Below are 22,328 nucleotides of genomic sequence, written 5' to 3'. Positions count from 1 at the left end.
CCCATGGCATTTGTTCAGCAGTCATCCCCTCACGCCCGCAATGCCCGGCCAACATCCCGTGTGATGTTGTGGGTATTGATTGCTGCCTTGCCGGGCCTGTTTGCACAGACCTTGTTTTTCGGCTGGGGCAACCTGATCAACGTCGTCTTCTGCGTGGCCCTGGCCATCCTCTCCGAGGCCGCCTTGCTCAGGCTGAGGAAGAAACCCGTTTTGTTTTTCATCAGGGACAATACCGCCGCCGTTACCGGCCTGCTTCTGGGCCTGTCGTTGCCACAGTTTGCGCCCTGGTGGGTCTCAGCAGTGGCGGTTATTTCCGCCATCGTTGTTGCCAAGCAACTGTATGGTGGGCTGGGTTCAAACCCGTTCAACCCGGCTATGGTCGGTTATGCACTGGTACTGGTGTCGTTTCCGGTAGCCATGACCACCAACTGGGCGGAACCAGCCATGCTCTGGAATAGCGCACCGGGCTTCAGTGAGACACTGGCAACCATTGCCTCCGGCCAGCAAACGGCGTTTGACGGCTGGACCATGGCAACGCCGCTTGACGAGTACAAGCACAAGATCACCATACATACGGCTGCTGAGGTGCTTAATCACCCGACGTTTGGCAACAACGTTGCCAGAGGCTGGGAGTGGGTCAACGCGGCATTCCTGGCCGGCGGCCTGTTGCTGATCGGTCTGCGCATTATCAGCTGGCATATTCCGGCGGGCTTTCTCGGCGGCCTGATCGTGATGAGCCTGGCCTTTGGCAGCAATGCCGACCTCTACACGCCGCTCTCATTGCATATACTCGCAGGCGGCACCATGCTCGGAGCGTTTTTTATTGCGACCGATCCGGTTTCTGCCGCTACGAGCCATCAGGGTAAACTGATTTATGGCGCGGGGATTGGCATCCTGATCTACCTGATCCGCACCTGGGGCAATTATCCCGATGCCGTGGCATTCAGCGTTCTGCTGATGAACTTTGCCGTACCCTTTATCGACCACTACACTCCCCCGCGGACATACGGTCATCACAAGGCCCGTCGCGGTGTCCCGGGGAGTCAGGGCTAATCATGACTGCAGTTGCAACGTCCATCCGTCGCAGTGCCATCGGGCTTGGCTTGTTCGCCGTGATCACCGGTGGCACCATCGCTATAACCCAGGTAGCTACCGAGGAACGCATACAAGAGCAAGCGGCTCGCGCAGAAGCCCAGGCACTGTATGAGATTATCCCCCAAAGCCGACACGACAACGATTTGCTCAGGGACACCGTGCAATTGCCCGCCAGCGAACGCCTTGCCCAACCCGGCCCGCTTACGGTCTGGGTTGCCCGGCGGAACGAGCGCCCCGTTGGCATGATTATGCCGATCGTGGCGCCTGATGGTTACTCCGGAAGGATTAGCCTGCTGATCGGTGTGGACATGCAAGGCACCGTTCTCGGCGTCCGGGTAACCAGCCATAAAGAAACACCCGGGCTGGGAGATCGTATCGAAACCCGGAAATCGGACTGGATCAAAAGTTTTGATGGTCGTTCTCTGGGCGAGCCACCGCACCGGGCGTGGAACGTCAAAAAGAACGGCGGTGAATTTGACCAGTTTACCGGAGCCACCATCACACCGAGAGCTGTGGTCAAGGCTGTGCAGAAAGCCCTGATCTATTTCCGGGAGCATCGCCAGGTTATCCGCGAACAGCTCAACGAGACGCCATCGCTAAGAGACAAAATTCTGAACCCGGAAGTGATTGCCGGTGAATCGTCCAACACGGAGCATTCCTGATCATGGCAACCAAAACCTCCAGCGAAATCATCCGGGACGGGCTCTGGGACAACAACCCCGCCCTTGTCCAGGTACTGGGGCTTTGCCCTCTTCTGGCGGTGACCAGCACCGTTGTTAACGCCATCGGTCTGGGACTGGCCACATTGATGGTGTTAATGGGCTCCAATCTGGCGGTATCGCTGATCCGTAATTTCGTTGGCGAGTCCGTGCGCCTGCCTGCGTTTGTCATGATCATCGCGTCGTTTGTAACCTGCGCGGAACTCCTGATGCAGGCCTTTACCTACGAGCTGTACCAGATCCTTGGAATTTTCATTCCCCTGATCGTAACCAACTGCGCGATTCTTGGCCGGGCCGATGCTTTCGCTTCACGAAACCCACCCGGTCCAGCCCTTCTGGACGGCGCCATGATGGGGCTCGGCTTCCTGATTGTTCTGGTCGTTCTGGGCGGTTTGCGGGAACTCATCGGACAAGGCACTCTGTTTGTCGACATGCACCTGCTCCTTGGCCCCGTAGCGGCGGACTGGGTAATTCGCCCGTTCGATAATTATCCGGATATGCTGTTCATGATTCTTCCTCCCGGCGCCTTCATCGGGCTGGGCTTGCTGATCGCCCTTAAAAACGGGATCGACAAACACCTTGAAGAGCGCCGAAAAGCCCGTGAGCCGGCAACCGTGGCGGCGGGCAGCAAGCGGGTCCGGGTTACCGGTAACGTTTCCTGATTGCAGAGTTTCGATGACTGAGAGCTGATGAACAAACAGAAACGCATTGAGATCTTTACCCGACTGAGGGATGCCAATCCCAATCCAACCACCGAGCTGAATTACTCCAGCCCGTTCGAATTACTGATTGCCGTCATCCTGTCGGCCCAGGCCACGGACGTGGGTGTAAACAAAGCCACCGACAAGCTGTTTCCGGTAGCCAACACGCCCGAGGCCATCTTCGCCCTCGGGGTGGACGGACTCAAGGAATACATCAAAACCATTGGCTTGTTTAACAGCAAGGCCGAGAACGTAATCAAGACCTGCCGCATTCTGGTCGAGAAGCACAGCAGCCAGGTACCCGAACGCCGGGAGGATCTCGAGGCTTTACCGGGAGTTGGCAGAAAGACCGCGAACGTGGTGCTGAATACTGCCTTCGGACATATGGCAATGGCGGTGGATACCCATATCTTCCGGGTGTCGAATCGAACCGGAATCGCTCCGGGCAAAAATGTTCTCGAGGTAGAGAACCGCCTGATGCGCCTGGTGCCAAAAGAGTTTCTGCTGGACGCTCATCACTGGCTGATCCTTCACGGTCGCTACACCTGCACCGCCAGAAAACCCAAATGTGGCGCCTGCATCATCGAAGACCTCTGCGAATTCAAGGAGAAAAGGGATTATCTCTGAGGCCATGACATGAAAAAGCCGGCATCGAGCCGGCTTTTCCTTCCAACAGGGAACGGAGCTTACCGTTGTCCCAGCATTTTTTCTTTCAGGTCCTTCTGGGCCGGCTTGTCGGATAACCAGATCCCGAACAGGGCCTTTTTGAATGCCAGGCCGCCTACGGTGTCTTTATGCTCACCGTTTTTCAGAACCCGGACGCCTTCACCTGGCAGATACACCAGATCAAATACATCACCTTCGGTAATCTCTTCCTCGAACACCGCCATGAACTGGTCCACATCCTCCTGAATAGAGGCCATCTCACCGTCAGTGGAAGCTTCAAAACCCTCCAGCGTGGCCTCGGTCATTCGCTCACTGGTAATCATGCCGGAAATGATATGCAGAGTGATCGCCTGGGGCTCATCCGCATTGATCACCAGGTCGCTATCGTCAACGGCCTCCGGTACATAGAGGCCTCCGATATACAGATCCATAAACCACTTGGAACGGGTACCGGCGCCATTGAGTTTCAGTTCCGTATCCATTGCGGAGTAGGTATCCGGCACATCAACACCTTCCACCGTGAGCGCTGCTGCCGGTCCAGTCAGCAGTGCTGTCATAACCAGAGAGGCAAAACCGGTTGTAAGAGCCTTCTTCATAGTCCTTTCCTTTTCTATCGTTATTATTGACGTGTTTCATTCGTGCACCGGGTTTCGACACCCTTATCCCCGCCCGGTCACGGCATTCTATCAATGAGGCTACCGGCCATTGCACAACCTGGTTCTCATTTGCAACGATCCTGAAACACAAAAAAACCGGCCAGGAATATCCTGGCCGGTTTTTCTCAATCGAACGATCAGGTGGGGCTACTTGAACAACAGATTCCCCGACAAACCTTCCTTCTCCAGAATTTCCCGGAGGCGACGCAGCGCCTCTACCTGAATCTGCCGGACCCGTTCGCGGGTCAGACCGATTTCCTGCCCCACTTCCTCCAGCGTGCTTACCGGATAACCCCTCAAACCAAAACGACGTGACAACACTTCTTGCTGTTTATCACTAAGCTGATCAATCCACTTCTCCAGGCATGAACACATATTATTGTCTTGCAGGAGATCCGCAGGATCAGACGCGCCCTCGTCGGCCACAGTGTCCAGTAAAGACTTTTCGCCGCCTGCGCCGATGGGCGTATCCATGGACGCCACACGTTCATTAAGGCCCAGCATTCGCTTGACGTCAGCCACCGGCTTGTCGACCATCTGAGCGATCTCTTCCGCCGAAGGCTCATGATCCAGTTTCTGGGTCAGTTCCCGGGCTGCTCGCAGGTACAGGTTCAGTTCCTTCACCACATGGATCGGCAAACGAATCGTACGGGTCTGGTTCATGATAGCCCGCTCAATCGTCTGGCGAATCCACCAGGTGGCATAGGTGGAGAATCGGAATCCTCGCTCCGGATCGAACTTTTCAACCGCCCGGATCAGACCGAGGTTACCCTCCTCAATCAAATCCAGCAGCGTCAGCCCCCGATTCACGTAGCGACGAGCGATCTTCACGACCAGACGCAGGTTGCTTTCAATCATCCTCTTGCGCCCGGACTCTTCTCCCTTGCGCGCCAGGCGTGCAAAGTAGACCTCTTCTTCTGGCGTCAGAAGCGGTGAAAAACCAATTTCGTTAAGATAGAGCTGGGTTGCATCCAGCTGCTTCGGACTGGCGAAATAACGCCCCTGGGTAGGAAAATCTTCTTCGACTGCAGCGGCTACTTCTTCAGTAGCTCCTTTATCGGTTTTTTCTTCTGCTAACAGTTGATCTTCGGCATCGTCCGTGTCCGATACGCGATCAATGATGATGTCTTCTTGCTCTGCTGACATTGTTTTTGCCCCGCCTCTCAATGATCCTGGTTGTTCGTTCGATATTTCTTGTTATTGCGAACGTCTCTGTCTCCATGTTTTTTTCTTCAGGACATTTTGTTGGTCGACCTGTCTCGGTCGTTACTCTTTTTGTTTTTCTTGCGAACGCGGTGTTCCTGTCAGTACCGGTATGTAGGGTTTGCGCAGCTTGTCATTTGCTTTTCTTACTGGCGCGGTGGCAAAAAATGAACTGGATCAACCGGGTTGCCATTCTTGCGAATCTCAAAGTGCAACATAGGTCGTTCAGCGCCACTGCTACCGAGCTCTGCGATCACCTGCCCGGCTTTCACATCCTCCCCTTCCTGCACCAGAATCTTCCGGTTATGAGCGTAAGCACTCAAATAGTGCTCGTTGTGATTTACGATAATGAGGTTACCGTATCCTAGCAACCCACTGCCGGCATAGACCACACTCCCGTTGGCCGATGCTCTTACAGCATCTCCGGCTTTCCCGGCAATATCAATACCTTTATTGACCTTTCCGGATGTTGAATATCCAGCAATTACAGTGCCAACGTGAGGCCAGCGCCAGTCGATCTTGGCCACGGTCTGGGTCTGTGACGCCAGAGGCGCTCCTTTGCTCGGAGCCCGAGTTACTGCAGGTTTTGATGCCGTGGCGGCTGTCTGCTTTGGCGGCGAGGTCCGGTTTGTCTTTCGGGGCGCGGATGATACCGGCTTGCTGACAGTTGCAGTTTGCCGGCTCGACGTTACATTTCCGCGAAGATCGAGACGCAGCACCTGCCCCGCCTGGAGGTTCCATGGCGGACCAATGCCATTGGCATCGCCCAGCTCTCGATAATCCCGCCCATATCGCCACGCTATGCTGTAGAGGGTTTCACCGGGCTGGACCACGTGGCGGCCCCAGTAGACCGGCGGATTGTATATATCATCCTGGTACAGTGACTGCGTATTGCAGCCCGAAAAAAGCAACGAGACAAGAAGGAGAAAAAGAGTCAGAAAGCGGATCGGAGTTTTTTCCGAGGGGCGATAGAGTTCAGAGGCACCGGAAGGGAACCGCGGGGACGCCGGAAATACGGCACTGACTAGTCCACGCAAAAGTCTCACAGGAATAAAAATGACCCAGTTATGAAAAATCCGTATAAACCATTGTGTTTGTCGAAGAGATTTCTAAACTTTTTATAGTAACTTGCTAATATATTGCACATTTCCAACAGGAAGCCAAGTTACTGCCTGTACTCTGCTGTTACCTCACGAAACACTCTTTTTGTGCGCCAGGTAACACTCTTGCTCTGTATTGCCAGCGAATTACTCCGCCTTTGGCGCATGTCCACGCCTGGTCCCAATCCATTCCACCAGCAGAACAAGACCAAAGCCAACCACCGCCATCAACATGGCCAGAAGTATGTCAGGATCCTGACCGGTTTGCTCTGCGAACGTCCAGGGCAAAATGCTTGCCTCATTCAGCGGTACATTTTCTCCAGAGCTGTTCACGCGCCAGCTGAGAGTTTCTTTCCAGGGCCAGACCTTGTTGAGCGCACCGATCATAAAGCCAGTTAACACAGCGAGCACCAGGTCATGAAAATGGTGAAACGCCCAGGTGATCAGGCGGGCAATGGACAACAGGCCAACCACACAACCGGCCATAAACAAGGACAGAGTGACCAGATCGATCGATTTGATAGCGGCCAGCACCGGTGCATACATACCGATGATGACCAGAATAAAGCTGCCCGAGATGCCCGGGAGGATCATTGCGCAAATAGCAAGCGCACCGGCTCCAAAAAACGCCAGCGCAGACGGCGAGACCTGGCTTGCCGACAAGGTGGTAATCCACCAGGCGATAACAATTCCGGACAAGACTGGTATCACAAGAGCTGGTCTGTAATACCTGACCTGACGCCCCACATGCCATACCGAGGCCACGATCAGGCCGAAGAAAAAGCTCCAGATAAGAATCGGATAGGTCACCAGCACATAACTGATAACCGAGGCCAGGGTAGCAATACTGGACAGTATGCCCGCCAGCAGGCACACCAGGAAGGTCCCATCGCAAGCACGCCAGAACACCCTGAACCGGCCCCGACACAGATGGTGGAAGACCGCCCCCGGGACAGCATTTATGGCTTCGAGCAGCCGGAAGTATATGCCGGTAATAAAAGCAATCGTGCCACCGGATACACCCGGAACGATATCCGCAGCGCCCATGGCGATACCCCGCAGCAACACTGCTGCCGGGTGATGATCACGCACGCTGTCGCTCCCGGAGTCAGGGCCTGCGGCCGCAGAGTCAACCATACCTATCGGACAACCCCGCCCAGCAGCGGCACGAACCGGACTGGTTCCAGTTCTTTGTGCTCGAAATGATCACCCCGGCGGATAACCTCAACCAGAACCTGATTTTCTTCGCCAACGGGCGCAATGAGCACACCACCTTCGGCAAGCTGAGCAAGCAACTCGCCGGGTACTTCAATGGGAGCCGCAGTCACGATTATGCCGTCAAAAGGACCGCGTTCGGGCCATCCCATGCCGCCATCAGCGTGTTTCAGGAATACGTTCCGGGCATTTAGCTGCCGCAGCCGGTCCCTGGCCCGGTCCTGCAATGCCTTGATACGTTCCACACTGTAGATTTCCCCGAACAGCCGGGAAAGGACCGAGGTCTGGTAACCTGAGCCGGTCCCCAGTTCCAGTACCCTTGACGGGCCGTGAGCCAGCATTAGCTCCGTCATGCGCGCCACGATGTATGGCTGGGACAGGGTCTGACCATAACCGATCGGCAAGGAGGTATCTTCATAGGCCCGATGGGAAAGCGCTTCATCCAGAAAAATGTGCCTTGGCACCTCTCCCATAACCTCAAGTACCCGATCCGATTCGATACCTGCTTCCCTGAGACGATGGACCAGTCGCATCCGCGTGCGTCGAGAAGTCATCCCGATGCCTTCGAGCAGAGCGGTCATATCTGCCCCTCCACAGAGTCACCGAGGTTATCCACCCATTCCCGGAGCCGGGACAGCGCCTCATGCCGAGTCATGTCGATGTGCACCGGCGTTACCGACACAAAGCCTTCGCGCACGGCGTGGAAGTCTGTTCCAGGACCGGCATCACCGCCCTCTCCCGCAGCCCCGATCCAGAAACGTTCTTTTCCTCGTGGACAGGTCATGGGAACCGCACCCTCGGCCCGCTCCCGGTGACCAAGCCGGGTCACCCTGATGCCGGCCAAGGCCTCCCACGGTACGTCCGGGACATTGACGTTCAGAATGGAGCGCGGCCCGAGTACCAGAGGCTGCTCGCTCTCCAGCAGCATACGGACAACCCGGGCAGCTGTCTCGTAGTGAAAGTGGCCATCATTGACCAGAGAGACTGCGATCGCTGGCAAGCCGAGGTGCCGACCCTCGGTTGCTGCGGCAACCGTACCCGAATAGATAATGTCATCACCCAGATTCGCATGGGTATTAATACCGGAAACCACCCTATCGAACGGCTCATTGAACAGTCCGTCAACCGCCAGGTGGACACAGTCTGTAGGTGTTCCATCCACGGAACGGAACCCGTTGGGATGTTCCTCTACCGTCAGTGGCCGATTGAGGGTCAGGGCATTGCTGGCGCCGCTATGATCACGGTCCGGTGCCACGACCTCAAGCTCACCAAGACCCTGCAATCCCTCGAACAGGGCAATCAGTCCTGGTGAATGAACGCCGTCATCATTCGACAACAGAATACGCACAGTGTTCTCCGCTAGCCTTGTTTTTCGTTATGTCGGCCGAGGCTCATGTCCTCAAGCTCGAAAATATCACTCAAAATCGTAGTGGCGTACTGCCCGGGGGACAGAAAAAACGCCAGTTCCAGACTGCCTTCCTCCAGCCACTGCCAGGTAAGCTTCTCCGGTTTTACCGCCAGAGGCCTTCGCTCCGGTTTCATCCGGGTAACCGAAAACAGACCTGCCAACGCTGGGGTCAGCGCCACAATGCCTCGCTCAAGGGTTTCCTGGGCCCCGGTAGCGGTCGTACCGCCGTCCCCCCACAGAGGCCCTGTTGCTCCTGATTTCGCCCAGCTGCCGTCTTCTACCTGCGCTGCAAGTACTTCGTTAAATAACCAGGAGCGAGCCGCCGAAAAATACAATACGTTTTTAGCGTCTTCGCTGCCACCACGCTTTTTACTGCTGCGGCCTTTCCCACCCGACCGACCGCGTCGGTTAAGGGTCGTCGGGTCAACGGAGACTGCCCGATCAAGATTGGCACCACCGATGCCAAACCGCTGGGGACCGAAATAATTTGGGGCCCCCAGGTCTGCCAGTCGATGGAGCGCTGCATCAACGTCCTGGCGATCGGCGTTCACTTCCCGCAGAGTAATAACAAATGCATTACCGTGATGATCTCCCCGTCGCAGTTTCCGTAATTGCCTTGTAGCAGACAATACCGGCCAGCGATCCGCTATTTCCCGAATCAGATCGCCGTCCTGGGCCTCACATCCCGGCCGATAGAGGCTGAACCACTGGCGCGTTACCGCATGTCGATCCTTGAGTCCGCAAAAGCCGACATCAAAACTCCGGCAACCGGCCATTCTGGCCAGCTCACGAGCAACATACTCCGAATTATCGCCAATCTTCTCAAGCTTCAGGCAGAGATGCTCTCCCTGTCCTGCGACCGGCTCTGCCGGCAAGTCCGTGGGAAGGTCCGGAAATTCCAGCACCTCATCAACCACAAAATCGCCGGGGCTTGTCTTGAGTCGGGCGTGGGCTAAACGTCCACCACTGGAAGTCGGCCAGTCAAGGCGCCACTGACTCACGAGCCCACCGCCTCAAGCAGGCAAATAGCCTGGCAGGCAATGCCTTCACCGCGCCCCGTAAATCCCAGTGTTTCCGTGGTGGTTGCCTTCACGCTGACACGGCTGGCGGGCACGCCAAGATCCTCAGCAATATTAAGGCGAATAGCTTCGATGTGCGGTGCCATTTTCGGGGCCTGGGCGATCACTGTGGTATCCACGTTGACCACACTGAACCCTTCGTCCCGGACCCTGGCCATGACCCGCCGCAAAAGATCGCGGCTGTCGGCTCCGGCCCATTCATCACTGGTGTCCGGGAAAAAGTGACCGATGTCGCCAAGCGCTACGGCGCCCAGCAGTGCGTCCGCCAGCGCATGCAGCAGTACATCGCCATCAGAATGGGCTTTGAGCCCACGAGAGTACGGAATGCTAACACCACCAAGAGTGACAGAATCGCCTTCACAGAAAGCATGGACATCGAAGCCCTGACCAATACGCATAATGTGCTCCGGGAAATTCGGAAACCTCAGATCCGGCTCAGGATAAAACCTGCGAGCGCCAGATCCGCGGGTACGGTGATCTTGATATTGTCCGGCCGTCCCTCAACCAGAACCGGCATATTACCGGAAAACTCCACTGCAGAGGACTCGTCAGTGATCGGAAGCTCCCCGGCCAACGCAGCTTCCAGAGACTCAACCAGCAAGCGGTAGCGAAACATCTGAGGGGTCAGGGCACGCCATAAGCTGGAGCGATCGACCGTTTCGACGACCTCTGGAAATTCGCCGGTTCGGGCTTTCTTTAGAGTGTCGGCTACTGGCGAGGCGAGGAGCCCACCGATCGGATGGTTCCCGAGACGATCGATAAGATTGGACAGATCCCGGGTGTGAAGGCAGGGTCTGGCCGCGTCGTGAACCAGAACCCAATCGTCATCCCGTACCTGCTCTGCCATGGCATGCAGTGCCGACAAAACCGAATCTCCTCTCTCGGCGCCGCCGGTGCAGGTCTGAATCCGGTTATCCCGACTGGCCTCCGTCTCGGGCCACCAACGATCCGCAGGATGCAACGGCACCATGCAGCCGGAAAACGGTGCGGAATCCAACAAGCGGGATAGTGTGATATCGAGAATAAAACGCTGGTCGATCCGGAGATACTGTTTGGGTTGCTCTGCCTGCATGCGCTGGCCAATGCCGGCGGCAGGAACAATCAGCCAAAACCTTGGATCGGGCATAGAGGATCAGTGTTCGACAACAAGGAAAAAGGTTTCGTCTTCTCTTATCAGACCGAGGTTCATTCTGGCCCGCTCCTCTACCGCGCCCTGCTCATTGCGCAGGTTCCTGACCTCGGCATAGAGACGCTCATTGCGGGTAGCCAGCTCAGAATTCTCCTCACGTTGCTCAGCGATAGACTGCTCGAGTGCCCAGACCTGGGCAAAACTACCCTCCCCGACCCACAGGCGTACCTGAAGCAGGAGAATTACCACTACCATTATGGTCCAGAGCAACTTCATTGCCGATTCCGTTGAATATTAAATAGCCAAAACTGCAACGCCGGACGTTGAGTATAGACCTTAGAGTAGATTAGCAACAAATTCTTCTAACTGCCTGTACAAAAAGGCCATCGTCTTCGGACTTTCGTCCGGAACACGATGGCCTCGGCAGTTTTTTGCTGACAACCGGTCTGACACGATGCCAGAACCGGTCAGGTCAGTCGATCAACCCTGCCCTTTGATCTCGCTCAGGCCGCGATACGGTGCCTTCCCTTCCAGAGCTTCTTCTATGCGCAGAAGCTGGTTGTACTTGGCAACGCGGTCCGAACGGCACAGTGAACCGGTCTTGATCTGGCCAGCACAGGTAGCGACAGCCAGATCTGCAATGGTGGTGTCCTCGGTTTCGCCGGAACGATGCGAAATCACTGCCGTAAAGCCGGCATCCTGGGCCATTTTGATGGCATCCAGGGTCTCGCTCAGACTGCCGATCTGGTTGAACTTGATCAGGATAGAGTTACCAACGCCCTTCTCAATACCCTGCTTCAGGATTTTGGTGTTGGTGACGAACAGATCATCACCCACCAGCTGGACCTTGCTACCAAGCTTGTCGGTCAGCACTTTCCAGCCATCCCAGTCGCTTTCGTCCATACCGTCTTCGATAGATACGATCGGGTAACGTTCACTCAAACCGGCCAGGTAATCCGCAAAGCCCTCGGAATCAAAGCTCTTGCCCTCACCGGAAAGCTGGTATTGGCCATCTTTGTAGAACTCGGAAGAGGCGCAATCCAGAGCCAGGGTCACATCAGTGCCCAGCTTGTAACCGGCCTTCTCGACAGCTTCCTGAATCACCGCCAGTGCGGCTTCGTTAGAAGGCAGGTTGGGGGCAAAACCGCCCTCGTCACCAACCGCAGTATTCAGGCCCTGAGCCTTCAGAACTTTCTTCAGGCTGTGGAAAATCTCCGCACCAACGCGAAGGGCTTCAGAGAAATTCCTGGCGGAAACCGGTTGAACCATGAACTCCTGGATATCAACGTTATTGTCCGCGTGCTCACCGCCATTCAGAATATTCATCATCGGCACCGGCATGGAGAACTTGCCGGAGGTGCCGTTGACGTCAGCAATGTGGGCATACAGCGGCTTACCAAGTGAAATCGCCGCCGCTTTGGCCGCAGCCAGAGAAACTGCCAGGATTGCATTGGCACCCAGGTTGGCCTTGTTCTCAGTGCCGTCCAGTTCAAGCATGATGTTATCCAGAGCACGCTGGTCAGCGGCATCTTTGCCTAACAGCGCGTCACGGATTTTGCTGTTCACGGCGTCAACCGCCTTCAGAACACCTTTGCCAAGATAACGGGAAGCATCACCGTCACGCAGTTCCAGTGCTTCGCGGGAGCCGGTAGATGCCCCGGATGGTGCACACGCACTGCCGATGGTACCGTCTTCAAGAATAACGTCGGCTTCGACGGTGGGGTTACCGCGGGAGTCCAGGACCTCACGGCCCTTGATGTTGGCAATCTTGGTCATTCTTCTCTGTCTCCAAGTTCGTGTTCAAATTTGGGGGGCAGAGCAAGTGGGAACGGCGCTGCGGAAACCGCTGCCTTCCATGGCCCTCTCCAATTCTTCAGGGCCCTTCCCTCTCGCTCCCATGGTCCGCATAAAACGCCAACACCGCCAATCAGGCGGTGTCGATAGGTTTAAAGCTTTTCACCAGATCATCGACTGCCTTTATCCTCTGCAGGAAAGGCTCCAACTGGCTGAGACGAAGGGCGCAGGGACCATCGCATTTGGCCTGATCCGGATCGGGGTGGGCCTCGAGAAACAAACCAGCCAGGCCCTGAGACATCCCGGCCAGTGCCAGGTCCGTAACCTGAGCACGTCGGCCTCCCGCAGAGTCCGCTCGCCCTCCGGGCATTTGCAGGGAATGCGTCACATCAAACATAACCGGCACATTCATGGCTTTCATGATGCCAAAGCCAAGCATATCGACCACCAGGTTATTGTAACCAAAGCTGCTGCCCCGCTCACACAGGATCACCTTATCGTTGCCGGCCTCTTCACACTTGGTGATGATGTGCTTCATCTCTTGCGGAGCCAGAAACTGCGCTTTCTTGATATTGATCACGGCGCCGGTTTTGGCCATCGCTACCACAAGATCAGTCTGGCGACTCAGAAAAGCCGGTAGCTGTATGATGTCGCAAACTTCTGCCGCCGGTGCCGCCTGTGCGGGTTCGTGGACATCAGAGATAATGGGAACACCGAATGTGCTCTTTATGTCCGCCAGTATCTGCAGCCCCTTCTCAAGGCCAGGGCCTCGGAAGGAGTTCACAGACGACCGGTTGGCCTTGTCGAAAGATGCCTTAAAAACGTACGGGATACCGAGCTTTCCGGTTGCTTCAACATAAGCCTGCGCCACCTCCATCGCCAGTTCCGGCGACTCAAGGACGTTCATGCCGCCAAACAGAACAAACGGCTTTTCGTTCGCGACCTCAATGCCAGAAACATTTACGATGCTCTGCGCCATACTCAGGCCCCTTTCTGTCCGGCCAGCGCTGCCTCAACGAACCCTCTGAACAACGGATGCCCGTCGCGGGGTGTCGAGGTAAATTCCGGGTGGAACTGACAGGCCACAAACCAGGGGTGGTTCGGCGCCTCAACAACCTCTACCAACCGACCATCCGTCGAACGGCCCGAGATCTGAAGCCCCGCTTCTTCCAGCTTGGGCAGGAAATGGTTGTTCACCTCGTAGCGGTGACGATGACGCTCACGAATGGTTTTCCTGCCGTAGCAATTGGCAATGGTGGAACCTTCCGTGAGGACACAGTCCTGTGCCCCAAGACGCATGGTCCCGCCCAGATCGGATTCTTCCGTGCGCTCTTCCCGCTCTCCGGTGGAATCCAACCACTCAGTAATCAGGCCAACCACCGGCTCAGGCGTGTGTTCGCGGAACTCAGTACTGTGGGCATCACTCAGACCCGCAACATTCCGGGCATATTCGATAACCGCCACCTGCATGCCGAGACAGATCCCCAGGTAGGGAACCTTGTTCTCACGGGCATACTGAACGGTACGGATTTTACCCTCTACACCACGCTCACCAAATCCACCCGGCACCAGGATAGCATCGGCGCTGGCGAGAACTTCGGTGCCATCGCGCTCAATATCCTCGGAATCGATGTAATTGATGTTGACCTTGGTGCGGGTTTTGATGCCCGCATGCAACAGGGATTCAATCAGAGATTTGTAAGCATCAAGAAGCTCCATGTACTTGCCAACCATGGCAATGGTTACTTCGTGCTCAGGGTTCATCAACGATTCTACAACGCCATCCCACTCACCCAGATCCGCAGGTCGGGCATCCAGGTTAAAGCGCTCAATAACCAGTTGATCCAGGCCATGCTCATGCAGCATGCGAGGAATCGCATAGATGGACTTGGCGTCCTGCAGAGGAATAACAGCCCGCTCTTCCACATTGGTGAACAGAGCAATCTTGCGACGGGAACTCGCGTCGACTTCATGTTCTGAACGGCACAACAGGATATCCGGTTGCAAGCCAATAGAGCGCATTTCCTTGACGGAGTGCTGAGTTGGCTTGGTTTTGATTTCACCCGCGGTCGCAATGTAGGGAACCAGAGTCAGGTGCATGAACAGGGCACGCTGGGGACCGACTTCCACTTTCAACTGGCGACAGGCTTCCAGAAACGGCAGGGATTCGATGTCACCAACGGTGCCGCCGATTTCGATCAGCGCCACATCCGCTCCGGCGGCGCCTTCCACAACCCTGCGCTTGATTTCGTCAGTGATGTGGGGAATAACCTGTACGGTACCGCCGAGGTAGTCACCGCGACGTTCCTTCCGGATCACTTCTTCGTAGACCCGACCGGTCGTGAAGTTGTTCCGGCGACTCATCCGTGAACGGATGAAGCGTTCATAGTGACCCAGATCGAGATCTGTTTCCGCGCCATCCTCGGTGACAAAAACCTCACCGTGCTGGAATGGGCTCATGGTGCCGGGGTCCACGTTGATGTACGGGTCCAGCTTGAGAATAGTGACCTTCAGGCCGCGTGCCTCGAGGATCGCAGCCAGCGAGGCTGATGCGATACCTTTCCCCAAGGAGGACACGACACCGCCGGTGACGAAAATATAACGCGTCATGCAGATTCCGTGATTGTCTGGTTCGGTGAAGAAGGGAGATTGTCATCTCAAGATGGGACGCCAGACTACCAGAAAGGCCAGACTGACTCAATCAAATTCCCGCCTTACGACCAGCCGCCAGCGGGCGGCATGGGCGCCTTCTGAGTATTGTTCAGAACACCATAAATCGCCAATGGCGATGAGCTCTTCAGCGCTGCCTGACCCGGCAAAAACCAGCGGCAGACGGGCCCTTTCCCAGGGTGGCACGCCCTGTTCCTGAAGCCACTTTTTGAGGGGGCGGGATGGACTGCCGGTACGTAAACGGACCCGCTCGCCACCCTGCCTCGTAGATACCCTTATTGGCGGCAGAGACTCTTTCGGGGTATGCGCCGGCTCCAACCGAAGCGACCACTCTCCCCAGCTTCTGACAAGTCCCGGCTTAAGGGTAACCGGAGAATCCGGCAATGCTTCCCTATCGGGAACCAGGTACAGATCGCCCTGGAATCGACGCAGACTGAACCCCCCGGACCTGAACTCCGGCTCGCGATCCTCGCCTGCGAACAGCAGATCCTGCATAACCTGACGCCAGTCCCCGATGGAAGGCGCATGAAAACCACGCGCCCTAATCCACCAGCGAACAAGGTTTTTCTGTTCCGCCAGTGACATTTCCCTCAGCCCCGAAACAGGCAGGCGGTCGCGCTCGCCGCCAAGCGTGTGCCACTGCAACTCAGCCAGCTTCCGGTTCAGGGCTTCGCTCTCCGCACAGGCCTCAGCGGTGTGACGGAGCCTGCGATCAAGCCCTGGCCAACGCTGCCGCAAACGTGGAAGCACCTGATGACGCAGAAAATTGCGGTCAAAGCGTTCGTCGGTATTGCTCGGATCATCAACCCATGACAGCCCCGCTGATCGGGCCCAGCGCTCAAGTTCCAACCGCCCGAACCCGAGCAGCGGCCGGACCAGAACTCCGGCCCCCAGGTCGCGACGAGACGGCATACCCGCCAGCCCACGCACCCCACTCCCACGGAGCATCCGGAACAACACGGTTTCCGACTGATCATCGCCATGATGGGCCATCAGGAGCAGGTCTCGTGGCTGCATCAGCGCTTCGAAAACAGAATATCTTTCCGTTCGGGCTGCCTCTTCGAGGCCTCCGACGTTGTCCGGATTATCTCCGCCAGCAACGGTTACCCGCTCAACAACCAGGGGAACACCGAGCCGCGAGCACAAGTCCCGACAGAACGCTTCGGCTTCTGACGCATTCGGTTGAAGCTGGTGATTGACGTGAACCGCCCTGACAACTCCGGGGCCACCATGACAATGGACAGCCAGATGCAATAACAGAGTGGAATCAAGGCCACCACTGAGGGCAACCCAAAGACGGGAGTGGTCTGAAAGTTCTCTGACCGGGGCGCAAAGCACCTCCGGCCATTGGAATCCTGACCCGGGCTCAGCGCCCTGTGTCATAGTGGGTCAGCCGCTCATAGCGACGGGATACCAGCTCATCCAGTGGCAGACGGCTGAGTTCAGCAACGCCATTTGCCAGCACTTCCTTGAGAGATTCCGACATTTGCTCGGGGTTACGATGAGCCCCCCCGAGAGGTTCGGTAATCACGTTATCGGCGAGACCAAGATCTTTCAGGCGATCCGCGGTCACACCCATGGCTTCCGCGGCCTGCGATGCGAACTCGGCGCTCTTCCACAGGATTGACGCACAGCCTTCCGGAGAGATTACCGCATAGGTAGAGTACTGAAGCATATTCAGCTGATCACAGACACCAATGGCCAATGCACCACCGGAACCACCTTCACCAATTACTGTCGAAATAATCGGCGTCTTCAGCCGGGACATCACGGCCAGATTGAAGGCAATCGCCTCACTCTGGCCCCGTTCTTCCGCACCGATACCCGGATAGGCTCCCGGTGTGTCAATGAACGTGAGAATGGGCATTTTGAATCGCTCCGCCATTTCCATCAGGCGCAAGGCTTTTCGATAACCCTCAGGACGCGGCATACCGAAGTTACGCTTGACCTTGTCCCGGATTTCCCGGCCCTTCTGATGACCAATGACCATCACCGGCTTGTCATCCAGGCGGGCAGTACCTCCGACGATCGCCAGATCATCGGCATAACGGCGGTCACCGTGTAGTTCATCAAAATCCTCGAACATGGATTCGATGTAATCCAAGGTATAGGGCCTGCGAGGATGGCGGGCCAGACGGGCGACGTCCCACGGCTTGAGATCGGAGAAGATACTCTCCGTCAGGCTGACGCTCTTCTTCTTCAGCCGGGCGATTTCGTCGGTGATATTGATGTCGGTGTCGTTACCCACCATTCGAAGCTCTTCAATCTTGGCTTCCAGGTCGGCGATTGGCTGTTCGAAATCCAGATAATTAGGGTTCATGATGTTCCATCATTTTTTGCCAGGCGGGAAAATACTCCGCCAAACCAGAATTTGACACAAAGATAGCAGCGCCCGGTCAGTGGCTAAAGCGGACATTGGTATGAGTCCGCAATCTGACAAACTTTTAATTTTACAGCTTACTCAATCATAGACCAGTTCTACAGACTGGTCGCCTACGAGGTACCGCAGCTCCAGCAACAGATTGTCGTCCGGTTGCACCCGCCATGACTCTCCCAGCTCAATGCGGGTGGACGCCTCCACGCTGCTGTACTCGATCCAGACCGGGCTGCCATCGCAACGGAAAGGCCTTAAAGTACTGTCGAGTTTCTCCAACAGGCCGTTCTGGAGTTGATCCGCGTGCAGGTTCAGTTTCAGCCCGCGACTGAACTGCTGGCGAGCGCTGGCCACGTCCATCACCGAGCTTACCCGCATCTTCATCTGGCCCGAGTAATCATCGTGACTGACCTGCCCTTCCACCACAATCACCTGATCAGATTGCAGCAGCTCCCGGTTTTCAAAGAAGGCCTCCGAAAACAGGGTCGCCTCTATCCTGGCGCTGCGATCGTCCAGCGTAATAAAACACATGGTAGAACCGGTGCGGGTTTTCATGGTCCGCTGTGCAACAACCAGTCCGGCAACACGCTGGGGAGACTTGTTCGGCTTCAGGTCGGCGATGGATGACCGGACGAATCGCCGCACTTCTTTCTCATACTCATCAAACGGGTGGCCCGTAAGGTAAAGCCCCAGAGTATCCTTCTCCCCCTTGAGCCGTTGTTTCTCAGGCCACTCGCGCACCCCGGTAACATCCTCGTAGGGATCACCGCCGTCGCTCGCTTCAAGCATTTCTCCAAACATATCCATCATACCGACGGATTCGTTGCGGGATTGCTGATCTGCCTGTTGCACCGCCTTGTCAATGCTGGCCATCAACTGCGCCCGACCAGCACCGAGCTTGTCCATCGCGCCCGAACGGATCAGCGCTTCCATGGCTCGCTTGTTAACTTTTTTCAGATCCACGCGCCGGCAGAAATCAAAAATATCCTGGTAGGGCTCTCCATCGCCACGCCCCTCCACAATGCTCTGGATCGGCCCCTCCCCCAGACCTTTGATCGCACCCAGGCCATAAACAATCTGGCCTTCATCATTGACGGTAAAGGTGTATTCCGATCGGCTGACGTCCGGCACCAGCAGATCCAGCTTCATATTCCGGCACTCTTCAACCAGCGTGACCACCTTATCGGTGTTCTGCATATCGGCGGTCAGTACCGCGGCCATGAACTCCGCCGGATAATGGGCTTTCAGCCACAGGGTCTGGTAGGACACGAGGGCATAGGCAGCCGAGTGGGATTTGTTGAAGCCGTAACCGGCAAACTTTTCCACCAGATCAAAGATGTTTTCGGCCAGGGTCGTGTTGATCCCGTTCTGCTCACAGCCATCCAGGAAAAACTGCTTCTGCTTGGCCATCTCCTCGGGCTTTTTCTTACCCATGGCCCGACGGAGCATGTCCGCACCACCCAGGGTATAACCGGCCATCACCTGGGCGATCTGCATGACCTGCTCCTGGTACAGGATAACCCCATAGGTGGGCTCCAGAACCGGCTTCAGGCCTTCATATTGATAATCCGGGTGCGGGAAGGACATGGGCTGGCGACCATGCTTCCGGTCGATAAAATCGTCCACCATGCCCGACTGCAACGGACCCGGCCGGAACAGGGCCACCAGGGCGATCATGTCTTCCAGGGAATCCGGCTGGAGGCGCCGTATCAGATCCTTCATGCCCCGGGATTCCAGCTGGAACACCGCCGTGGTTTCAGCTTTCTTCAGCATGTCGAACGAAGGCACGTCATCCAGTGGAATCTCGTTAATGTCGAGCGGATGCATGCCCTTCTTTTCCCGGCGCGGATTGATCATGTTCAGCGCCCACTTGATGATCGTGAGCGTGCGCAGACCCAGGAAGTCGAACTTCACCAGGCCGGCGTCTTCCACATCGCCCTTATCGAACTGAGTAACAAGGCTACCGCCCTCGTCGTCGCAGTAAAGAGGCGAGAAGTCGGTGATCTTGGTGGGTGCGATTACAACACCACCGGCGTGTTTACCGGCGTTCCGGCATACCCCTTCAAGCTTGAGAGCCATTTCCCAGATTTCCTGGGCTTCCTCGTCGTTCTCGAGAAATTCGACCAGCTGTGGCTCTTGCTCCAGAGCCTTCTCCAGCGTCATACCCGGCTCGAAGGGGATCATCTTGGAGAGCTTGTCGGCGAGACCGTAGGATTTGCCCTGGACCCGGGCAACGTCCCGCACTACCGCCTTTGCAGCCATGGTACCGAAGGTAATGATCTGCGACACGGCCTCTCGACCGTATTTCTGGGCCGTGTACTCAATCACCCGGTCCCGCCCTTCCATACAGAAGTCGACGTCAAAGTCAGGCATCGAGACACGCTCCGGATTCAGGAACCGCTCGAACAGAAGGTCGTATTCCAGGGGATCCAGATCCGTAATCAACTGGGCATAGGCCACCAGGGAACCGGCACCGGAGCCCCGACCGGGCCCAACGGGGACGCCGTTATTCTTGGCCCATTTGATAAAGTCCATTACGATCAGGAAGTAGCCTGGGAACCCCATCTGGATAATGATATCCAGCTCGAAGTTCAGGCGTTTGTAGTACGCCTCGCGCTTGGTATCGTATTCCGGATCATCTTTACTCAGGGTCTTGGCAAGGCGGTCTTCCAGACCTTCTTCCGAGACCTTCCGGAAATAGTCGTCCATGGTCATGCCTTCCGGAATCGGATAGTTAGGCAGGAAGTATTCACCCATTCGAACCTTCACGGAGCAGCGGCGCGCTATTTCAACGGTGTTCTCGATCGCTTCCGGAATATCGCTGAACAGCTCGATCATTTCATCGGCGCTGCGCAGGTACTGCTGGTCACTGAAACGACGGTCACGGCGCGGGTCGTCCAGAGTGCGGCTCTCGCCGATGCAAACACGGGCCTCGTGGGCCTCGAAGTCTGCCGCGTCCAGGAAGTGAACATCGTTGGTGGCCACCACCGGAAGTCCGAGCGCCCCGGCCAGTTCAACGCTCAGGTGCAGACAATCCTCATCACCGGGGCGACCGGTACGTTGCAACTCGAGGTAGTAGCTGTCCGGGTACAGATCCATCCAGTAACGTGCGCGCTCGCGGGCCAGTTCCGGCTTATCCGCCATCAGAGCCTTGCCCACATCCCCCATCCTGGAGCCTGAGAGCGCAATCAGGCCGCTAGCCCGGGCCTCAAGCCATTTACGCTGGATGATCGGCTTGCCAAAACGTTGTCCCTCGGTATAGCCCAGTGAAATAATTTCAGTGAGGTTCAGGTAGCCATCGTTGTCCCGGGCCAGCAGTGTAAGCCGGAACGGGTTTTCAGGTTCATCCGGATTTTCCAGCCACAGGTCTGCCCCGATAATCGGTTTCACACCCGCACCCATAGCCGCCTTGTAGAAGCGCACCAGCGAGCACATATTGGATTGTTCGGTCAGGCCTACCGCCGGCATGCCCAATTCGGCAACGCGTTTTATCAGCGGCTTGACCCGCACCAGGCCATCCACCATTGAGTACTCGGAATGGACACGGAGGTGTACAAAAGTCTGCGACATAACGTCAGGTTATTCCTGCAATAAAATTCAGTTAGGGCAACGGCCTCAGCCGCCAATCAAGGCCCGGAGTTCTTCTTCAGTCTGTGGCCCGAAACGGGTTTCAACCAGGTCCCCATCCGGGTCAACAAGGAACGTGGCAGGTAATGCAACCGGTAAACTCCAGCCAAAACCGGGGCCGGGGTCATCCGCCAGCATGGTAAAACCGATCCCCATTCGCTCGCCCAGTTCGACCAGGGCATCGCCCTGAACATCATCGAAATTGACGCCGAGCACCGTAATATCGGGCGCTTTGTCCAGCTCGTTCAGTTCCGGAATTTCCTCAAGGCAGGGCTTACACCATTCCGCCCAGTAATTAACAAGCACCCATTGGCCGCGCAGCGTATCCCAGTTCAGTTTTGTCCCTCCGGCCCGCTCGAACTCGGTTTTTTCACAACTGGTCAGGGCCAGAGCAAAAAGCACAATACCAACCAGACCGTAGCCAGAACGAACACGAAACGAATCAGGGTACTGCACTGGAAAACCTCCTGTTAGACTACCGGCCACAGAAATCGTGGCATCCATTCAGACAACCAGGCACGAAGATGACAGAACCGACCCGTATTTTCCACAACCCGCGTTGCTCGAAATCCCGTCAAACCCTTGAACTGCTTACCGACCGGGGCATTGAGCCAGAGATTATACGCTACCTCGAAACACCACCGACAGAGCAGGAGCTGAAGGATATTCTGGAGGCACTGAATCTGCGCCCCCGAGACCTGATGCGCACCAAGGAAAAAGAATATAAGGAACAGGGCCTCGACAACCCCGATCTGGACGATAGCCAACTGATCTCAGCCATGGTTGCGACACCAAAGCTGATCGAACGGCCTATCGTGCTCGCCAACGGCAAAGCCGCCCTGGGTCGCCCCCCGGAAGCCGTGCTTGCCATTCTTTGAGCCGGATTACCTTC

The 22,328-nt window shown here is 56.3% G+C and carries 22 protein-coding genes; 5 read left to right on the top strand and 17 right to left on the bottom strand.

Annotation, left to right across the window (positions count from 1 at the left end; genetic code table 11):
- Positions 1–3: 3 nt before the first annotated feature.
- From rsxD to nth, 4 genes are read left to right on the top strand one after another with little or no spacing between them, the layout of a single operon-like run.
- Entirely contained in the window at positions 4–1,053 is a 1,050-nt protein-coding gene (gene rsxD, locus KO499_RS15145) for an electron transport complex subunit RsxD (RefSeq protein WP_215984611.1), read from the top strand.
- A 2-nt stretch (positions 1,054–1,055) separates the two neighbouring features.
- On the top strand, positions 1,056–1,757 hold the full coding sequence (rsxG, locus tag KO499_RS15140; RefSeq protein ID WP_215984610.1) for an electron transport complex subunit RsxG: 702 nt from the start codon (positions 1,056–1,058) through the stop codon (positions 1,755–1,757).
- A gap of 2 nt (positions 1,758–1,759) precedes the next feature.
- On the top strand, positions 1,760–2,476 hold the full coding sequence (locus KO499_RS15135) for an electron transport complex subunit E (protein ID WP_215984609.1): 717 nt from the start codon (positions 1,760–1,762) through the stop codon (positions 2,474–2,476).
- Between the two features lie 27 nt (positions 2,477–2,503).
- Positions 2,504–3,142: an endonuclease III gene (gene nth / locus KO499_RS15130; protein ID WP_215984608.1), complete on the top strand. Its 639-nt coding sequence runs from the start codon at positions 2,504–2,506 to the stop codon at positions 3,140–3,142.
- Between the two features lie 59 nt (positions 3,143–3,201).
- On the opposite strand, the gene KO499_RS15125 is transcribed toward nth, so the two are convergent.
- The 17 genes from KO499_RS15125 to KO499_RS15045 all read right to left on the bottom strand — a co-directional run bounded on the left by KO499_RS15125 (position 3,202) and on the right by KO499_RS15045 (position 21,892).
- Positions 3,202–3,777 carry a chalcone isomerase family protein gene (locus KO499_RS15125; RefSeq protein ID WP_215984607.1) on the bottom strand — a complete coding sequence of 192 codons (576 nt, stop codon included), beginning with the start codon at positions 3,775–3,777 and terminating at the stop codon, positions 3,202–3,204.
- 207 nt (positions 3,778–3,984) lie between these two features.
- The gene (gene rpoS / locus KO499_RS15120) at positions 3,985–4,983 is read right to left on the bottom strand and encodes an RNA polymerase sigma factor RpoS (protein ID WP_215984606.1); all 999 of its coding nucleotides are present in this window, start codon (positions 4,981–4,983) and stop codon (positions 3,985–3,987) included.
- Positions 4,984–5,186: 203 nt separating this feature from the next.
- Positions 5,187–6,077 carry a peptidoglycan DD-metalloendopeptidase family protein gene (locus KO499_RS15115; protein ID WP_215984605.1) on the bottom strand — a complete coding sequence of 297 codons (891 nt, stop codon included), beginning with the start codon at positions 6,075–6,077 and terminating at the stop codon, positions 5,187–5,189.
- Positions 6,078–6,287: 210 nt separating this feature from the next.
- Entirely contained in the window at positions 6,288–7,277 is a 990-nt protein-coding gene (locus KO499_RS15110; protein WP_215984604.1) for a DUF368 domain-containing protein, read from the bottom strand.
- A 2-nt stretch (positions 7,278–7,279) separates the two neighbouring features.
- The gene (locus KO499_RS15105) at positions 7,280–7,936 is read right to left on the bottom strand and encodes a protein-L-isoaspartate(D-aspartate) O-methyltransferase (protein ID WP_215984603.1); all 657 of its coding nucleotides are present in this window, start codon (positions 7,934–7,936) and stop codon (positions 7,280–7,282) included.
- Positions 7,933–8,703 (bottom strand): 5'/3'-nucleotidase SurE, encoded by a 771-nt coding sequence (gene surE, locus KO499_RS15100; RefSeq protein WP_215984602.1) that lies wholly within the window; start codon positions 8,701–8,703, stop codon positions 7,933–7,935. The genes KO499_RS15105 and surE overlap by 4 nt, the downstream gene beginning before the upstream one ends.
- An 11-nt stretch (positions 8,704–8,714) precedes the next feature.
- The gene (gene truD, locus KO499_RS15095; RefSeq protein ID WP_215984601.1) at positions 8,715–9,764 is read right to left on the bottom strand and encodes a tRNA pseudouridine(13) synthase TruD; all 1,050 of its coding nucleotides are present in this window, start codon (positions 9,762–9,764) and stop codon (positions 8,715–8,717) included.
- Complete coding sequence (ispF, locus tag KO499_RS15090) at positions 9,761–10,240, bottom strand: 2-C-methyl-D-erythritol 2,4-cyclodiphosphate synthase (RefSeq protein WP_215984600.1); 480 nt, start codon at positions 10,238–10,240, stop codon at positions 9,761–9,763. Before ispF ends, truD begins: the two co-directional genes overlap by 4 nt.
- Before the next feature lie 26 nt (positions 10,241–10,266).
- Positions 10,267–10,968: a 2-C-methyl-D-erythritol 4-phosphate cytidylyltransferase gene (gene ispD / locus KO499_RS15085; RefSeq protein WP_215984599.1), complete on the bottom strand. Its 702-nt coding sequence runs from the start codon at positions 10,966–10,968 to the stop codon at positions 10,267–10,269.
- Positions 10,969–10,974: 6 nt separating this feature from the next.
- Entirely contained in the window at positions 10,975–11,247 is a 273-nt protein-coding gene (locus tag KO499_RS15080; RefSeq protein ID WP_215984598.1) for a septum formation initiator family protein, read from the bottom strand.
- Between the two features lie 204 nt (positions 11,248–11,451).
- Complete coding sequence (eno, locus tag KO499_RS15075) at positions 11,452–12,747, bottom strand: phosphopyruvate hydratase (RefSeq protein ID WP_215984597.1); 1,296 nt, start codon at positions 12,745–12,747, stop codon at positions 11,452–11,454.
- Positions 12,748–12,898: 151 nt separating this feature from the next.
- Positions 12,899–13,744, bottom strand: coding sequence for a 3-deoxy-8-phosphooctulonate synthase (gene kdsA / locus KO499_RS15070; RefSeq protein WP_215984596.1), 846 nt, complete (start codon positions 13,742–13,744; stop codon positions 12,899–12,901).
- Positions 13,745–13,746: 2 nt separating this feature from the next.
- Positions 13,747–15,375 (bottom strand): CTP synthase, encoded by a 1,629-nt coding sequence (locus KO499_RS15065; RefSeq protein ID WP_215984595.1) that lies wholly within the window; start codon positions 15,373–15,375, stop codon positions 13,747–13,749.
- A gap of 87 nt (positions 15,376–15,462) precedes the next feature.
- Positions 15,463–16,818 carry a tRNA lysidine(34) synthetase TilS gene (gene tilS, locus KO499_RS15060; protein WP_215984594.1) on the bottom strand — a complete coding sequence of 452 codons (1,356 nt, stop codon included), beginning with the start codon at positions 16,816–16,818 and terminating at the stop codon, positions 15,463–15,465.
- Positions 16,802–17,755, bottom strand: coding sequence for an acetyl-CoA carboxylase carboxyl transferase subunit alpha (accA, locus tag KO499_RS15055; protein WP_215984593.1), 954 nt, complete (start codon positions 17,753–17,755; stop codon positions 16,802–16,804). The genes tilS and accA overlap by 17 nt, the downstream gene beginning before the upstream one ends.
- 141 nt (positions 17,756–17,896) lie before the next feature.
- Positions 17,897–21,379, bottom strand: a complete 3,483-nt coding sequence (gene dnaE, locus KO499_RS15050; protein ID WP_215984592.1) for a DNA polymerase III subunit alpha — start codon at positions 21,377–21,379, stop codon at positions 17,897–17,899.
- Between the two features lie 45 nt (positions 21,380–21,424).
- Positions 21,425–21,892, bottom strand: a complete 468-nt coding sequence (locus KO499_RS15045) for a TlpA disulfide reductase family protein (protein WP_323133354.1) — start codon at positions 21,890–21,892, stop codon at positions 21,425–21,427.
- 68 nt (positions 21,893–21,960) lie between these two features.
- Here KO499_RS15045 and arsC point away from each other — a divergent pair, with 68 nt between their 5' ends.
- Entirely contained in the window at positions 21,961–22,314 is a 354-nt protein-coding gene (gene arsC / locus KO499_RS15040; protein ID WP_215984590.1) for an arsenate reductase (glutaredoxin), read from the top strand.
- Positions 22,315–22,328 lie beyond the last annotated feature (14 nt).

Origin of the sequence: Marinobacter sp. F3R08 (assembly GCF_018860425.1) — a bacterium.
Classification (GTDB): Bacteria; Pseudomonadota; Gammaproteobacteria; order Pseudomonadales; family Oleiphilaceae; genus Marinobacter.
The sequence above is the reverse complement of the archived record's forward strand: the minus strand, read 5'-3'. Positions and strand labels throughout refer to the sequence as shown.